The sequence below is a fragment of the Bacillus ectoiniformans genome (assembly GCF_016908875.1).
Classification (GTDB): domain Bacteria; phylum Bacillota; class Bacilli; order Bacillales; family Domibacillaceae; genus Bacillus_BX; species Bacillus_BX ectoiniformans.
On sequence record NZ_JAFBES010000003.1, the window covers coordinates 369,410 to 385,960 of the forward strand.

The following is a 16,551-nucleotide window of genomic DNA, read 5'->3' on the forward strand; positions in this document are numbered from 1 at the left end:
ACAGGCGGGACTTTTTTATCCTTCTAAAAGGAAAATAAGCGAATTATGTAGAATACCTCTTATGCAAGCAAATAATGAAGAAAGAGGTGTTAGTTATTGGCTAGAAAGCATCGGCAATGGTTTCCGGGAGCGATCTATCATATTACTAATCGCGGCAATCGGCAGGCAGCGCTGTTTTATGATCGATACGACTGGAATAAATATTTATCTTTATTAGAAGAGACCCGAAAGATGTACCCCTTTTACCTCCACACCTATTGCCTCATGTCGAACCACATCCATCTCCAAGTTGAAACCATTGATCACCATCCTCAGTACATGATGAAAATGCTGAACACCCATTATGCTTTATATTTTAACAAGCGTTATCAGGTCGTGGGACACGTGTTTCAAGGCCGATACGGTGCTAAATTGATTGACACGGTTAGTTATCATTTGAAAGTTAGTAAATACATTCATTTAAATCCGTTAGAAGCGAACATGGTAAAGAGCCCCGATCAATACCCGTGGAGCAGTCATGCTGTCTATGTCTCCGATCGCCCGTCACCGCACGTTACCACAGAAAATATTTTATCTTATTTCCCCGATCCGAAAAAAGAATATTACCGCCGCTTTGTTGAAGATCTCCCATTTCCCTCAGTTATTTCAAAACCAATACTTCCAGTCCAAGATCCGACTTTCACAACATGATTTTTGTAAAATCAAAAAAATTTAAATTATATGTATAGGAACTTCATTATCGGACCATACTATTACCATAACCCGTTCCTATCAATTCCTTTCCCCCTTTGCGCGCTTGATCATAGATCAAGCGCGTTTTTTTATGGTTTATAAAAAAATCGACCTGTGGGGAGTGGTGGGGGTGAATGTTTGAGAATGCATGAAAAGAGATAAATAAAAGAAGAAAACAACCTTTAAAGAAACGTTGATTTCTTCATTTCTTCTCTAACGCTTTACCGTGGCGGGGGACTGACCCCAAAAAATAATTGCAAAGATAAATGTTTTCATGTATATTTTAATTAACAAATTAATAATTGTTAATTAAATAAAGAGGAAACATTTCAATTAATTACCTTTACTACTTTAACGTGGCGGGGGACTGACCCCATAAGGAGACTCACGATGACAGATGTACTAATTCATTACGATTCAGGCAAGTACAGAACACCGGATGGCTATACGAGTGATATTGCGATTTTTACTTTGGTGGCGAATGAAGCACATCAGCCTAAGCTTGAAGCGAGTTCGAAATACAAATTGGGTTTGATGCTGATTCAGCGGGCGGAGTTGGATGCGGAAGGGCAGCCTAATATAGAAGGTGGAAAGTGGGCGCTTCCGGGCGGATTTATTCAGCCGGATGAAACGGCTTATGAAGCAGCGAAACGGGAACTAAAAGAAGAAACAGGTGTTGATGGGGTTCACATTGAGCACTATGGAGTATATGATAAACTAGGAAGAGACAAACGCGGCTGGATCATTTCGAATGCTCATTATGCGATCGTGCCTGAAGAAAACATTCGGAACCGACAAGCGGCGGATGATGCAGCTGATGTGCAATTGTTCTCAATGGATGACGTGTTTGACCTTGATTTAGCATTTGATCACAGAAAAATTATTAAAGATGCGTTGTTATCGGTTCAAAAAGATATGCTTCAAACAACGGTCGCTAAAAATTTTTTACCGAAAGAATTTAAGCTGGAGGAACTAAGGCATGTTCTTCTTGCGACAATTGATGATACCAATGTCAAAAGCAAATCGGCTTTTTTCAGAAAAGCACCAACGCTTCCATTCATCACAGAAGCTCTTGATCAAGAGAGTAAACCAAAGACAACCGAACCCACTGGGCGGACAAAACGGCCGTCTAAACTTTATACATTTACAGATGCAGAAGTGATCCCTTCTATTTGGAAGTAACTTCAAATAAAAATAGCAGTTTCTTGCTATTTTTTTAAGGATAATAATTAACAAATTAATAATTGTTAATTAAAATGATGAGGAGAGTGGAAAAATGAAAACGAGCTTTGACACGATTGTGAATATCGATGAAATTGGCAGCAGCCGCTCCGTGAAAATGAATGAATTATTAAGTCTGGCAAGTGCAGAAGGGATCTCACCCTCTAACGAAGACACAGAGAAAGTGCTGTTTATTGGCATTGATTATCAGAATGATTTTATGGAAAATGGAGAGCTTGGCGTGCCCAACTCCCATACCGATATCAAAAACGTGACGAGATTCCTCTATGATAACTTTCATAAAATCACGGACATTGCTATTTCACTTGATACGCATGAATTAAACCAAATTTTTCACCCAGTGTGGTGGCTTGATGAACAAGGAAACCATCCAGCTCCATTTACGATCATTTCAGCTGAAGATATAGAAAAGGGCAAGTGGACAGCCGCGGAAAAGGCGGAAGAGAGCCTTAAGTACATTCGCAATCTCGAAAAATCAGGAAAAAAACAGCTGTGCATCTGGCCTTACCATTGTATCGAGGGAACAAGAGGAGCCGCTTTAGAAAGCCAGTTTTCCAATATGATTCATTTTCATTCCATTGCTCGAAACACAAGAATTAAGAAAATTATTAAAGGGCAAGATCCGTTGAGTGAAATGTATGGAATCATTAAACCGGAATTCGCTGAAGCAGATTATGGTAACTATGAATTTCTGAATTCATTAAAGTCTTATCAAAAAATCATCATTGCAGGAGAAGCAAAGTCCCATTGTGTGTTAGAATCTGTTAAACAAATGGTGGATTATTTTGCCGATGATCGGGAGATGACCGCAAGATTTTATGTGCTAGATGATTGTATAAGTTCCATCCCCGGTTTTGAAGAGGAAACGGAACAAGCATATGAAGAATTAAAAAATAAATTTGGCATTCACATCGTTCGTTCGAAAGAATTGACTCTTTAAAAAATCGATGCCAGGAGGATATGAACATGACTGACAGATATACAGATGATAGTTTTGCCTTACACACAGATTTGTACCAGATTAATATGGCGGAAACGTATTGGGAAGACGGCATTCATAATCGCAGAGCGGTGTTTGAATTGTATTTTCGCAAACTGCCTTTTGGATCAGGGTTTGGAATTTTTGCTGGACTAGAACGGATGATTGATTTTATCAAAGGGTATCGATTTACTGATCACGATATTGATTATTTAAGAGAAGAATTGGGGTATAAGGAGGATTTCTTAGAATATCTTAAAACAGTCCGCTTTAATGGGAAGATTCGATCCATGAAAGAGGGGGAGCTGGTATTTGCCAATGAGCCGATTCTTCAAGTAGAAGCAAACTTAGCAGAGGCGCAGCTGGTTGAAACAGCCTTACTTAATATCGTAAACTATCAGACTTTAATTGCCACCAAAGCCTCTCGAATTAAACTAGCGGCAGGCGAACAGTCAGTGATGGAATTTGGGACTAGACGGGCGCATGAATTCGATGCAGCCGTTTGGGGAACGAGAGCGGCTTATATCGGCGGCTTTTCGGCAACGAGCAATGTAAGAGCAGGCAAGAAATTCGGCATTCCGGTTGCTGGCACGCACGCTCATTCTTTGGTGCAAGCCTACCGAGATGAATATGAAGCTTTTCACAAATATGCCCGTCGCCACAGCGAATGTACCTTCTTAGTCGATACGTATGACACATTAAAGTCAGGGGTACCAACGGCTATTCAGGTCGCAAAAGAACTGGGGGACAGCATACAGTTTAATGGGATTCGTTTGGATAGCGGGGACATGGCTTATTTATCTAAAGAAGCAAGAAAAATGCTGGACCAGGCTGGATTTACAGAGACGAAGATTGTGGCTTCGAATGATCTAGATGAAGAAAAGATTATCAATTTAAAAGCACAAGGAGCAAAAATAGATGCGTGGGGAGTAGGCACTAAGGTCATTACAGCTTATGATCAGCCGGCGCTGGGAGCTGTTTACAAAATGGTGGCGATTGAAGACGAGCAAGGGGAAATGGTCGATACCATTAAAATCTCGGGCAACCCAGAGAAAGTCTCGACCCCGGGATTAAAGAAACTGTATCGTATTATTAATTTAGTCAACAACCGCTCAGAGGGAGATTACATCGCCATGAGTGATGAACATCCTCAAGAAGAAGAAAAACTGAAAATGTTTCACCCCGTTCACACCTATGTGTCTAAGTTCGTGACTAACTTTGAAGCGAGAGAGATGCACGCGGATATTTTTATCGATGGGGAATTAGTTTATCAACTGCCGAACATTCAAGACGTTCAGCAATATGCAAAAGAAAACCTAGAGCTGCTTTGGGATGAATACAAACGCTCATTATTTCCTGAGGAATACCCCGTCGATTTAAGTGAGAAGTGCTGGAATAACAAAATGGAGAATATAAAAAAGGCTATGGGGTCAGACCCACTAGCGTTGCACGCATTGAAAAATATGTAAAATATCATAAAAAGTTTACGAAAAAGAAAAAAACTCCTATTGTAGAAGTTGTTGACCTTGTGTTGTTCCCTAAAACAAACAAGTCTTCTACAAAGGAGTTTTCCAATGAACAAGAAAAGTATAGGACGTCAATTGCTTATTTGTCAATGCTTATCCCTTCTTCCTACCGAGGATTTTGATTGTCCGCTTATTGATTATGGAAATTACAAGCTTACGACAAAGTCGTTGATTAAGATATTTGTGTCAGCTCAGTTAGATCAATGGAGTTCTTATTCACATATGGTGGAGAAATTAGAAGCTTATCCAAAACTTCGAAAGGAACTAGAAATTGAAGAGATTAGCGGTTCCCAGCTTAGTCGGCGTATTAACGATCTTCCGACAGAATGGCTTCAAAAGCTCTTTATCAAAGTGGTGAAAAAAATCAAATCTTTGATCGATGGGATGAAAAAATTGCCTAAGGGAATCTCAAAAGAAATTGGACGTTTAAAAATCGTAGACTCCACCGAAATCAGGCTGCCTCAACAATTATGTGATTGGTCCTTCATCTCAAAAGGTCACCATGCGGTGAAAATGCACACCCGTTTAGTGGTAGTGTCCGAAGAAATAGTGTTTCCTGACAAAATTGTACCATCAATAGGTACGGTGAGTGATTTCGAAAGTGCTGAGCACTTAATAGAAGAGTCAGATTCAACATACGTAATGGATCGGGGGTTTCCTTCTAAAAAGAACCTTATGGATTGGCAAGCGAAAAATATTTCGTTTGTCGTAAGGATTACAAAATCGCTTCGACTGTATACTATCGAGGAGTTCAAACCGACTCACCCTTCTGTCATCCAAGATGCTAAAGTCTTATACGGCATATCGAAAATACCATTAAGGTACGTTGAGTTTCTAGATGATGAGGGTAAAGTTTATCGAATCTTGACCTCAAGATTCGACCTAACGGATCACCAAATAATGGAGATTTATCGTAGTCGCTGGGCGGTTGAACTGTTCTTTAAATGGATTAAACAACACCTGAAATTCACAAAAATTTGGAGCACGAAACCTCAGGGAATATGGAACCAAATGTTTTTAGCCGTTATTGCTTATGGTTTATCGCTGATCGTGAAACTCCAAATGGAGTCCCAAAAGACCGCCTGGGAATTCTTTCGACTTCTTCAAACGTATCTTTATCAAACCAATGCATCCTTTAAAAAAGCATTGAAACCAAAAAGGGTTAAGAGAGTGTCTAAGGGAAGACGAAAAGTGCCAATCCCCTCGAAAAAGAACACCTTGCATGTCGGAACCGTCGCCTTGGTCAAAGAAGTCGTGCCAAAAGAGAGAAGAAAAGATAATCGCTTAGGAAATTACTAAAAGGTAAAAAAAGGGAACAAGGTCAATCTAGCACCCTACTCCCTTTTTTGGAATATGAACTGTTAATTTCTTTTATAAATTCAAATTAATTGAATCTATGCAATGCTAGTGGGTCAGACCCCCGGCGCGTTAAAGCGTAAAAGGACGGAGGAAGAGAAATGGTGAAAACTGTTGAAATGTTAAAGAGCTATTTTAAAGAGATAAACCCCGGTAAAAATATAGATCGATTATTTGAAAAAGGGGTGAAAATCGGGATCTACGGTTCGTCCTTCGATCCGATCACCAATGTTCATCTCTGGAGTGCCTCTACTGTGGCTCATCGAAAAAAATTGGACTACATCATTTTTCTTCCTTCTTCCGGAAAGCGCATCGATAAAAAACTGCAGACGGAAGATGTCCACCGGGTTGAGATGATTCAATTAGCTATAAAAGATAATCCTGCATTTATTTTAGACACGTATGAATTAGATGTTTTACCAGGAAAGCATTATACGTATTTCACGATGGAATATTTTAAAGAAGCTTTGCCCAACGCTGACTTCTATTTCATTATGGGAGCGGATTTGCTGGTAGATATAGGTATTGGAAAATGGAGAATGGATGAAGAGCTGGTCAGTCGAAACAAATTCATCGTCATGGCACGGAATGGAATCGACATGCCGGCCACCATTTCATTATCCCCGCTATTAAGAAACTACGATGACGGAAGATTTCAGCTGTTAGACAAAGGACTGGCCATGGAAATAAGCTCTACATACATTAGACAAGAATTTTCCTTCGGCGGCGAACCAAGGTACCTGCTGCCGGATGCTTGTTATGATTATATTAAAGATAAAGGGTTGTATCAGAAAGTGATTTATTAGAACCCATGCTAGGAAATCCGCGATGCGTTAGCAAAAAGCCTTGCAGCTCGCTGCAAGGCTTTTACAATGGGAACACAAAATCAGTCTTCAATTTTCAACCCAAACAAAAATAATTGAACGATTTCCTCTGCGAGTTCGTCCGGGGTTTTTTGTTTTGTAAATAATTTAGTTAGTGTCAAGCGTTCAATGGTTCCGACTAAGCTATTAGCCACTGTATCCATATCCAGGTCCTGCTGAAAATAACCTAATTTCACTTCAGCTTCAAGGTTGCTTTTAACTTGGGCCGCCATTAGCCGTTTGACCTCTTCTGCGTCAGTATCTGTAAAAAATCCGATTTTAGTTAAAAAGGGATTTTGATTAAAAAAAGTAAAGATTTCTCGTAAACCTTTTTTAATATTTTCAGAAAGTGAATGCTGCACATCAGGTTCTAAACGGCTGTTTTTTGTTAGGTCAGCAAGCCGTTGTCGAAACAACTGAATCAACTCCTGAAAAATAGCTTCTTTATTTTGAAAGTACAAATAAAAAGTTGGCTGTGTGACATTCGCTCGTTTCACGATTGTACTAACTTTCGTATCGTGGAATCCATGATTAGCGAATTCTTCTGCGGCCACCTCTAACAGCATCGCACGGCGCTCTTCACCATTTGATCCTTTAATTCTTCCTCTTTGTCCCATAGATGATCAACCCCAACATGTTAAGTGAAATTAATATTAGTATACCGTTAATTCCAATATAATTCCAATAGTTAAAAAAGGGCATTAGCAGAAAGGTTTTTATTATTTAAATCTTAACGAACTAATTTATTGGGATATTAATACTTTTAAAGTAAAAAATAACTAGATATTTTTTATATAAATTGGCTGTTTCACCCATTTTGTTATGGTATAGTACTAAATGCTGAAATTATTTCAGGATATTTTTAAAGGAGGATATATATGGATATTGTTGGGGGATTATTATTTTTTGCGGGGTTCATAGCCGTCATTATATTTTTAATCATGTCTTTCATTTCATTTATTAAAAAGAATGGCAAAGCTCAACGTCAAATGAAATTCGCTGCCGGTTCTATTGTGGCAACAATTGTTGGGATTATTTTAATCGTGAATTCTCCAGACGGTGAACCTGCTGCAGAACCTGCAACAAGTGAAGTATCAGCAGAGGCTGAAACCAAAGAAGAGCAGAAGTTAACGGCTGAAGAAGAAGCTAAATTGAAAGCTGAAGAAGAGGCAAAAGCCAAAGCTGAGGCTGAAGCGAGAGCAAAGGAAGAAGAAGAGGCTAAGAAAAAAGCGGAGCAAGAATTAGCTGAAAAGAAAGCTAATGCGCAGACTATCAGCTATCCGCAATTGAAAAAGAATCCGGATCGCCACACAGGTGAGTATGTGAAATATACTGGGAAGATTATTCAAATTTTAGAAGATGGTGATTACACGAACATTCGTCTCTCTGTCACTCAAGAGTCGTATGGCTGGGATAGTAATGATGTGATCTTCATTGAATATGATGGATTAACGGATTATGTGGAAGATGACGTAGTGACTGTCTATGGAATGATCTACGGGGAATACAAATATAAATCACAAGCTGGATGGGACATCTCATTACCTGGATTAATGGCTGACTCATTTGAATAATAACCATAAGAAAAGTCCTTTAGAGCAGAGTCTAAAGGACTTTTCTTTATCGCTTTAACGTGGTGGGGGTCTGACCCCTAAGCTTCAGCCTATTATTAAAAATAGTGATAACGCCCATCAATCTTTTTCTGTTCTCAGCATTTAATAGAAGAAACACCCTATTCGCAAAGGACTGAAAGAGATGGCAAAGCAAAATCGAGGAAAATTATTAAAGAAACTCCCTTCAAGAGGGCGAGGCACATGTCCATTATGCGAAAAAACGAGAATCAAGCTGTTGTACACATATCTTACAAACACCAATGAGAAAATTAAAGTATGTAAAAATTGCCGCCATAAATAATAAAAAACCATGAAAGCTGCGAATGGAGTGCGTTCCATTCGCAGCTTTCGTGGTTTAATGCGTTAACGCAGTGGGGGACTGACCCCATCAATCCACTAGCTTCACTAACATATGAGAGAGCATGTGTTTTTCTTCGTCGGTTCCGACTTTCCAAAGTTCTTGAAGCAGCTTTTCTTCGCGGTTGCGTGGGTCTTCTTTGGCAGATAGGTAGTCTCCCACTTTTTGTGCGGTGTTGGCAAGTTGTTCTTCACCGAGGCCTAGCTTTTTACCCATTGATACTTTACCGCCTAAGTACTCTTTAAATTCATCAAAGTTTGCTAAAATCTCGTCTTTTTTCCCGCTGCTCATGTTATCTAATTTCTCTTCCACTCTTCCACCTTGACCGTTTGTATTGTTTAAATTGTGTTCCATTTTTCATCCATCCCTTCAAATTTTTAGTGTTCACCTTCGACAGTTATTAGTTACCCGGTTAAACATGGGGCAAACAAATTAGAGCACATTCAGTGTTTTATATAAAAAGAATAAAGAAGCCGATCAACTATCATACTAGTTAGAAACAGGTCATAAGGAGTGAGAATGGTGGATTTTGATTGGATATGGAAAGCGGTCTTGATCGTAATAGGAGGTACCTTGCTATTACGGTTCGCTGGGAGAAAGTCAATTTCGCAAATGACCCTTGCGCAGACTGTCATTATGATTGGCATAGGATCTTTACTCATTCAGCCGGTTGCAGGAAAAAACATTTGGACAACGCTCGGTGTAGGTGCTATTTTAGTTCTCACTCTTATCGTGATGGAATATGCCCAGATAAAATCGGATCAAGTAGAGAAATTCATTACAGGGAAGTCGAAAATTCTAATAGAAAATGGCGTGTTACATGAGAAAAATTTAAAGAAATTGCGCTTCACGGTAGATCAATTAGAAATGAAATTAAGACAGCAAAACGTGTCAAAGATCAGCGATGTCAAGTGGGCTACTTTAGAAGCAAATGGACAGGTAGGCTATGAGTTAAAGGAAAATGCCCAGCCAGTTAACAAACAAGATTTTCAGATGCTGCAGCAGGAACTGCAACAAATAAAGCAACTTCTAAGTCCATCAAGAATGAGTGGAATTACCCAGCCGACTCAATCTTCAAGTCAAGGAGATATTTTTTCTGAAATAAAGGCGAATGACCATAAAATCGAACCCCCTAAACATCTGCAATAGAACAAGCGGAAAGCGACCTCGAATCATCGAGGTCGCCTTAAAATTACTTATGAACCCAAACCGCACCTGCGGAATTATCCTTTGCTTCTCCAATGACTTCAAATTTCAATCCGTGATGTGGAACAATTCGGCCAGCATCTGGAATGATTTCGTTCATGTAGGTGTTCGAGTCGTCAAAGACACGAACGCCTGCTAGTCCGTCGTAAGTAAACGCACCGCGAGCAGGCGAATCAATCGACCATGAAGGAGCCTGACCCATTGAAAAAGCGGCGTCTGCTACTTGGTAGCGAGTGCTGTTAGCAATAGATGGTGAACCGTTTCTCATGCCAATGATCGCTTCAGGGTGAGAGTCCACTACTCCAAGGAAGCCTTCGCCCGGGTGAACGCCTGTCCAGTTATCTGTAAAACTATTATCTCCATACCATACGACTAATCCAGTATTATACTTGACTCCGCGTGAGTAGGCTAACGCCTGATCAGATCCTGCATAGTTTCTCCACTCCAGATAATAGTGGTGAGGTTTTTTATCAAAACCATTGGAAACTACAAAACCATCGGTCGTAAACTTCGCTTCACCTTCCGCATCGTCTGTAAATACAACATTTCCATCAACCGTCAGGGAGGCATTATCTAAAGCAAAACCATCTAAAGCTAAGCCGCCATCTGTTACATAATCGAAGTGCAAGGTCACTTTTTGCCCAGCAAATTGGCTTAAATCATAGGACTTATCGATCCATTGGCCTTTCGTTGATTCTGCCCGGCCGTCTTGATCGGTATCTTCATCGCCAATGACATCAATGACTTCTTCCTGGCCGCTGTCAGTCACTGCCTTGACATATAAATAGTCATAGTCAAATTCAATGTCATAGTAAGTTTTATAGTTGAATTCTGCCTTTGTCGCTGCGGTTAAATCAAATTCAGGAGAGATTAATGCCGTGTGAAGGTCGTCTCCTTTTGTACTGTAATAATATTTTTCACCGAAAGCTGGCTGGATGCCCTTTACATCCTTAAGAGGAAGATTCACTTTTACAATGCCTGGATTTTTAGATTTAGTGACACTTTGATCCAAGTAAGAAGTTATTCCATTTTTATCGATATCCTTGTAATCGACTTCCACCATATTTGCCCAGTTTCCACCCATCGTCTTTTGGAAAAACTCTTTATTTTGTGGAGAGAAACTAGTCGGCGCCGTGCCAGCAATATTTCCATTCCAGCTTCCTCCACTCATGATCGACCAAGAAGCAACGGGTTCACCATGGCCCGTATATTGAGTGTCATATTCATCGGGAAGTCCTAAGTCATGGCCAAATTCATGCGCGAACACACCGACTGCTCCATCTTCAGGCTGAATGGTGTAATCGTAGGCCGCCATGTTTCCTCCCCAATAATCCACTTTCGCCGTACTGTTTGCGACCGGATAAACGCCATCAAGCGCCCAGCGGTGGGACCAAATCGCATCATCACCAAGAGCACCGCCGCCAGCTTCTTGTCCGGTTCCGGCGTGAATAATCATCAAGTGATCGACTAACCCATCCGGCTCTGCTTGGTTTCCGTCTCCATCCAGATCATATTGATCAAAAACATCATATTCAGACAGATCCATACCAGAAGCCACAGCTGCATTTAGACTATCTTTCACTAAATCGCGAGGTCCTTTTGGAGATAAGTTATCATTGCCTCCGTTTGGATTGTCATCTCCGTACTCTCTCGCTGTTCCGGGGACCGTCAGCCATTCAGATACAGTTCCGTCCAGCGTATAGCTGCCGCCGGACTGCTCTTCGTAAAATTGTTTAAATGTATTCACTTTTTCACCATTAAATAATTCAAACTTTTCATCACCGAACATCAGCTGCTCATAATGTTCACGGCTGAAATCCTCCGCATACATATATCCCTCTTCTTGTTCTACTTGATTGTGTTTAAAATCGGAAAATTCAGTTAATAAAACGAGAACTTTATCTGTTCTTACGTCTCCTTGATAAGAAGTTTGCTTTGCTTCGTTCACTTTCACTTCACCCGTTGGTTTTCCCTTTTTATAATTCTCATGTCCTTTTTCAAGCTGTTGGGTCAGCTGGTTCTTTTGTTTGGTTAAGAAATCCTTCGCTTTTATATCAAATTCGTGCTGTTGTTGATCCTGAGAAGGTTTATTTTTCACTCCTCTTTTCTTATGGATATACTCCTGCACAGCTTGCTGAATTTCTGCTGAAGTTGCATTTTTGGAGATGACTCCACGTTTTTGCAAAGCTTTTGCCAGCCGTTCTTCGTTGATGATGTGTGCATCGATCGGTGCTGATTCGCTAGATGAGGAGATGGAATTTGGTTCGATCGGAGCACCCATTACACTGCTTGAAAATAATGCGGATGCCATTAAGGTAGTAGCGCTAAAACTAGAGAGGACTTTTAGTACCGTCTTTTTCTTTATCAACTCATACACCCCTTAAAATAGTAGTAGAAATAACTTTTTTCTTCCAATCTAAGTGAATGAAGCATACCAATTAATCAAAATATTGTAAATATTACGTATATAAAAAATATTATAATTTTATAAAAACAGTAAAATTGTTACATAAAATATTTTTAGTACCATTTAACAATTGCTTTTATTAGGTATAAAGGGGAAGGTAGAACATCACTTAAAATATGAAAAAACAGGTAAAATATTTTCAGATGTAAATGAGTGATTACTCACTTTACAAATGTTAAGTAAGTAAATATAATAAAAGTGAGTAATCACTCACTAATGAGAAGGGTGGGATTTCATTGCAGCCAATTGTTCATTTAAATAAGGTTTCGAAGTCATTTGGTGTGTATGAAGTATTAAAAGAAGTGTCTCTCAACATTCATAAAGGAGAAATTTACGGGTTGTTAGGGCCATCGGGTTCAGGTAAAACAACGATGATTAAATTAATGATCGGTCTGGAGCGGCCATCAGCTGGTGAAGTAACAGTAAAAGGGGAGCGATTGAAGGCGAAAGAACTATATCCTTCGATCGGATATATGGCCCAGTCAGATGCTTTATACAATGAACTGACAGCGAAAGAGAATTTGTCATTTATGGCTTCCTTATATGGAATGAGGAAAGCTGAACGGAATCAGCAAATAGAGAAAGTCATGATAACCGTTGACTTGCTTGAACACTTAAATAAACCTGTTCATCAATTTTCCGGTGGAATGAAGAGAAGACTTTCACTGGCGATCGCTTTGCTGCATGAGCCGGATATTTTATTTTTAGATGAACCGACGGTGGGGATTGATCCTGTTTTAAGAAAAGACATTTGGGATGGATTTCATCAGCTGAAGGAAGAAGGACGAACGCTGATCATCACCACACACGTAATGGATGAAGCCGAACGTTGTGACCGGCTCGGGCTGCTTCAACATGGTGAAATCATTTCCAGCGATACGCCGGAGGCCATTAAATCTCAATATGGCGTAACTTCGATTGAAGATGTTTTCTTGAAAAATGGAGGTGTGTCAGTTGAGAATTAGTGGATTTGTTCTTCGGATTATTCAGCAGCTCATGCGCGATAAACGGACGCTTGCCTTGATGTTTTTGGCGCCTATTTTAATCATGACGATGCTTTCGCTAGTATTTGACACGAACGATTATGAAGCCAAGGTAGCGGTCGTGCATATATCTGAACCGCTTCAATCAAAGCTTGATGTCAGCGAATTTAAAGTATATGCCAATAAGGAGAAAGCTTTAGCGGATATCAAAAATGGCAGCTTAGATGGATATGTTTCGTTTAAGAATCCTGCAGAGCCTGAGGTGGTTGTTGAAGGCAGCGATCCGTCTATAAATGGAGCGGTGATGAAGAAGGTACAAACGCTATTCCCGTCTCCTTCGACCGATTTTTCTGATCGTATTGAATATGTGTACGGGAGCAAAGAAATGGGCATGTTCGATTCATTCGGCCCTGTCTTGCTCGGTTTCTTTGTCTTCTTCTTTGTGTTTTTAGTCAGCGGTGTTTCTTTTTTACGGGAAAGAACGACCGGTACGCTCGAACGCTTGCTGGTCTCGCCGATTAAGATTTGGGAGATGGTAATGAGCTACGTAATTGGCTTTGGTTTCGTTACTCTTTTGCAGGCTTCGCTGATTTCCTGGTACTCTATTTATGTACTGGATATGATGATGAAAGGGAGCTTTTTCTATGTACTGATCATTATTGTGTCTCTATCTTTTACGGCACTGACGCTAGGAATTCTGCTTTCTGCTTTTGCTAAAAATGAATTGCAAATGATGCAATTTATCCCGATCGTCGTCATTCCGCAAATTTTCTTTTCAGGATTATTTAACTTAGAGACCATTTCAGAATGGTTAAGCTGGGTTGGCCCGATCACGCCGCTCTATTATGCAGCTGATGCACTTCGGGATGTAATGATTCGAGGGTTTGCTTTTGAAGATATATTGTTTCCATTTTCCATGCTGATTGGCTTCTCCCTTCTCTTTATTTTGTTAAATGTTGCAGCCTTAAAAAAATACCGTAAAATATAAGGTAAATTAAGATGTTAGGGGTCAAAGCATGTCTGAAGAAAAAGATGTTTTTAAGCAATTGCTTGATCAGGAAGAATCGTTAACAGAAAAGCAGCAGAAAATCGTGGAGGCGGCCATCGAAATGTTTGCTGAAAAAGGATATGCCGCTACCTCTACCAGCCAAATTGCGAAAAAGGCCGGCGTGGCGGAAGGGACGATTTTTAGACATTATAAAACGAAAAAGGATCTTTTGTTGTCCATTGTCTCACCTGCGATGGCTAAATTAATTGCCCCTTTTGTTATTCGGGATATTAATAAAGTCTTAGATGCGAAATACGAACGGTACGAGGATTTCCTAAAAGCGATGATTATCAACCGTCAGGAATTTTTGAAAGATAATATGACTGTTTTTAAAATCTTAATTCAGGAAATTCCATTTCATCCCGAGCTGAAGGAACAGTTTAAAGAGCATATTGCCCAGAAAATATTTGATAAATTTACTGGATTGGTTGAATACTATAAGGAAAAAGGTCAAATTGTTGACTTGCCTGCTCCAGCTGTCGTTCGCTTTTCAGCATCTAGCATTTTTGGACTGCTGCTTGTACGGTATATCTTTCTTCCAGAAGAAAACTGGAACGATGAGAAAGAAATCGAGATGACTGTGCAAATGATCATGAACGGGGTAGGTCAGCAAGATGGACGTTGATTCCGCGACAGTCCCGCAATATATGGATCAAGGATAATAAAATATCACTATAAGTGAACACGCCTATGATAATAATTACACTTAATCATAGGCTTTTTTGCATTTATCAAGTACAATTACTTTTGCACATTAACGCATTGGGGGTCTGACCCCACAAAAAAGTAAAGGCGTGAAATAATAGGTATGTACATATGGAAAGAATATAAGGATTCTTCGTTTGTTTTGAAGATGTCGCTGGGGTTCTTGCTAGGGGCTTTGGTTGGCATTGTAGCAGGAAAGGAAGCGGAAGTGCTGAGTCCGCTTGGGACGCTGCTGATTCATTTACTGAGTTTAGTAGCCATTCCGGTGATTTTCTTAACGGTCGTATTAGCGGTGAATCAGATGAACAGCACGCAGCTAGGCAGAATTGGGGGCAAACTCATTCTCTATTATATTGCTACAACAGCCGCCGCTGTACTGATTGGTTTAGCACTGGCGTTGTGGATCAATCCAGGAGAAGGCCTGACGCTTCCGAATGTCACGGTTGATAAACCGGATACACCGGCTTTTGCCGATGTGATTTTACAGATCGTTCCGCAAAATATTTTCGCGGCACTTGCCGCGGGGGATTTAATGGCTATTTTGTTTACAGCAGTGATTATTGGGATGGGTATTTCCTTTATGAAATTTTCAACCGACGAAAAAATGGCTGAATACGGAAATTTGCTGGATACGTTTTTTCGCGCATTTAATGAGCTGTTCAATAAAATATTAAAGGGTGTGCTTTTGTATGCGCCAATCGGTATATTTGCGATTAGTGCAGGAGCATTCGGCAGCCAAGGGTGGAAAGCATTTCAATCGCTTCTAGAGTTCTTAGGCGTATTTTATTTAGGAATTATCCTTTTGTGGCTGCTTGTCTATTCGGCATTCATTAAGTTCTCCGGCCTGTCTGTCATTGACTTCTTTAAGAAAACGAAAGAGGCGTACACAACTGCATTCTTCACATCAAGCAGTATTGCCTCGCTGCCGGTTGCTATTGAATCGGCGAAAAAAGCGGGCGTTTCTGAAAAGGTAGCAAATTTCGCTTTACCGCTTGGGGCTGTTTTCAACTCCGATGGCGGAGCGCTTCGCATGGGAATCTCGCTTGTGTTCGCAGCAAATATTACGGATCTATCACTCTCAGCGACTGATTTCTTCACGATTGTCTTAATTGGTACATTGCTATCAGTCGGAACAGCAGGTGTTCCAGCTGCGGGATTAGTAACTCTTTCAGCTGTTTTAACGATGTACGGGCTGCCGCTTGAAATCGTCGCATTGATCGCGGGTGTCGATGCCTTGATCGGAATGGGCGGAACGGCATCGAATGTGATTGGTGATATAGTTGGGGCGTCAGTTGTTGATCAGTCGGAACGGAAAAAGAATGAATTGCCAAGCACGATATAGCAAAGAGGATGCTCCTGCATGAGGGGCATCCTTTTTGTTCGCCCAGCATGGGCGAACTCTAACGGGTGAAAGTCCCGAGTACGACCTGGTAGCGGTAAGTACATAGCCAAAAGCAAGGGTGTCCATAGTGA

At 40.4% G+C, this 16,551-nt stretch carries 15 protein-coding genes; 12 read left to right on the forward strand and 3 right to left on the reverse strand.

Annotated features, from left to right (window positions below; translation table 11 throughout):
• The first annotated feature begins 96 nt into the window (after positions 1–96).
• The 6 genes from JOC78_RS06840 to nadD all read left to right on the forward strand — a co-directional run bounded on the left by JOC78_RS06840 (position 97) and on the right by nadD (position 6,641).
• Positions 97–690: a transposase gene (locus JOC78_RS06840; RefSeq protein ID WP_239587034.1), complete on the forward strand. Its 594-nt coding sequence runs from the start codon at positions 97–99 to the stop codon at positions 688–690.
• A gap of 432 nt (positions 691–1,122) precedes the next feature.
• Positions 1,123–1,914: an NUDIX domain-containing protein gene (locus tag JOC78_RS06845; protein ID WP_204553752.1), complete on the forward strand. Its 792-nt coding sequence runs from the start codon at positions 1,123–1,125 to the stop codon at positions 1,912–1,914.
• A 94-nt stretch (positions 1,915–2,008) separates the two neighbouring features.
• The gene (locus JOC78_RS06850; RefSeq protein WP_204553753.1) at positions 2,009–2,914 is read left to right on the forward strand and encodes a cysteine hydrolase family protein; all 906 of its coding nucleotides are present in this window, start codon (positions 2,009–2,011) and stop codon (positions 2,912–2,914) included.
• Between the two features lie 26 nt (positions 2,915–2,940).
• A complete protein-coding gene (locus JOC78_RS06855) occupies positions 2,941–4,422 on the forward strand; it encodes a nicotinate phosphoribosyltransferase (protein ID WP_204553754.1) in 1,482 nt (493 codons plus the stop codon).
• A gap of 105 nt (positions 4,423–4,527) precedes the next feature.
• Positions 4,528–5,778 carry an IS4 family transposase gene (locus JOC78_RS06860; protein ID WP_204553755.1) on the forward strand — a complete coding sequence of 417 codons (1,251 nt, stop codon included), beginning with the start codon at positions 4,528–4,530 and terminating at the stop codon, positions 5,776–5,778.
• Between the two features lie 158 nt (positions 5,779–5,936).
• A complete protein-coding gene (gene nadD, locus JOC78_RS06865) occupies positions 5,937–6,641 on the forward strand; it encodes a nicotinate (nicotinamide) nucleotide adenylyltransferase (protein WP_239587035.1) in 705 nt (234 codons plus the stop codon).
• 80 nt (positions 6,642–6,721) lie between these two features.
• On the opposite strand, the gene JOC78_RS06870 is transcribed toward nadD, so the two are convergent.
• Entirely contained in the window at positions 6,722–7,315 is a 594-nt protein-coding gene (locus JOC78_RS06870; RefSeq protein WP_204553756.1) for a TetR/AcrR family transcriptional regulator, read from the reverse strand.
• A gap of 261 nt (positions 7,316–7,576) precedes the next feature.
• On the opposite strand from JOC78_RS06870, the gene JOC78_RS06875 reads away from it, so the two are divergent.
• The gene (locus JOC78_RS06875) at positions 7,577–8,272 is read left to right on the forward strand and encodes an O-antigen ligase family protein (RefSeq protein WP_204553757.1); all 696 of its coding nucleotides are present in this window, start codon (positions 7,577–7,579) and stop codon (positions 8,270–8,272) included.
• A 427-nt stretch (positions 8,273–8,699) separates the two neighbouring features.
• Here JOC78_RS06875 and JOC78_RS06880 read toward each other — a convergent pair whose 3' ends face one another.
• Complete coding sequence (locus JOC78_RS06880) at positions 8,700–9,023, reverse strand: DUF3243 domain-containing protein (RefSeq protein WP_204553758.1); 324 nt, start codon at positions 9,021–9,023, stop codon at positions 8,700–8,702.
• Between the two features lie 168 nt (positions 9,024–9,191).
• Here JOC78_RS06880 and JOC78_RS06885 point away from each other — a divergent pair, with 168 nt between their 5' ends.
• Positions 9,192–9,818: a YetF domain-containing protein gene (locus JOC78_RS06885; protein ID WP_204553759.1), complete on the forward strand. Its 627-nt coding sequence runs from the start codon at positions 9,192–9,194 to the stop codon at positions 9,816–9,818.
• 43 nt (positions 9,819–9,861) lie between these two features.
• On the opposite strand, the gene JOC78_RS06890 is transcribed toward JOC78_RS06885, so the two are convergent.
• Entirely contained in the window at positions 9,862–12,186 is a 2,325-nt protein-coding gene (locus JOC78_RS06890) for an immune inhibitor A domain-containing protein (protein ID WP_239587058.1), read from the reverse strand.
• Between the two features lie 392 nt (positions 12,187–12,578).
• On the opposite strand from JOC78_RS06890, the gene JOC78_RS06895 reads away from it, so the two are divergent.
• The 4 genes from JOC78_RS06895 (at position 12,579) to JOC78_RS06910 (ending at position 16,420) form a co-directional block, all read left to right on the forward strand.
• Complete coding sequence (locus tag JOC78_RS06895; RefSeq protein ID WP_204553760.1) at positions 12,579–13,307, forward strand: ABC transporter ATP-binding protein; 729 nt, start codon at positions 12,579–12,581, stop codon at positions 13,305–13,307.
• The gene (locus JOC78_RS06900) at positions 13,297–14,313 is read left to right on the forward strand and encodes an ABC transporter permease (protein ID WP_204553761.1); all 1,017 of its coding nucleotides are present in this window, start codon (positions 13,297–13,299) and stop codon (positions 14,311–14,313) included. The genes JOC78_RS06895 and JOC78_RS06900 overlap by 11 nt, the downstream gene beginning before the upstream one ends.
• A gap of 28 nt (positions 14,314–14,341) precedes the next feature.
• The gene (locus JOC78_RS06905; RefSeq protein WP_204553762.1) at positions 14,342–14,998 is read left to right on the forward strand and encodes a TetR/AcrR family transcriptional regulator; all 657 of its coding nucleotides are present in this window, start codon (positions 14,342–14,344) and stop codon (positions 14,996–14,998) included.
• A gap of 183 nt (positions 14,999–15,181) precedes the next feature.
• A complete protein-coding gene (locus tag JOC78_RS06910; RefSeq protein ID WP_204553763.1) occupies positions 15,182–16,420 on the forward strand; it encodes a dicarboxylate/amino acid:cation symporter in 1,239 nt (412 codons plus the stop codon).
• Positions 16,421–16,551: the final 131 nt, after the last annotated feature.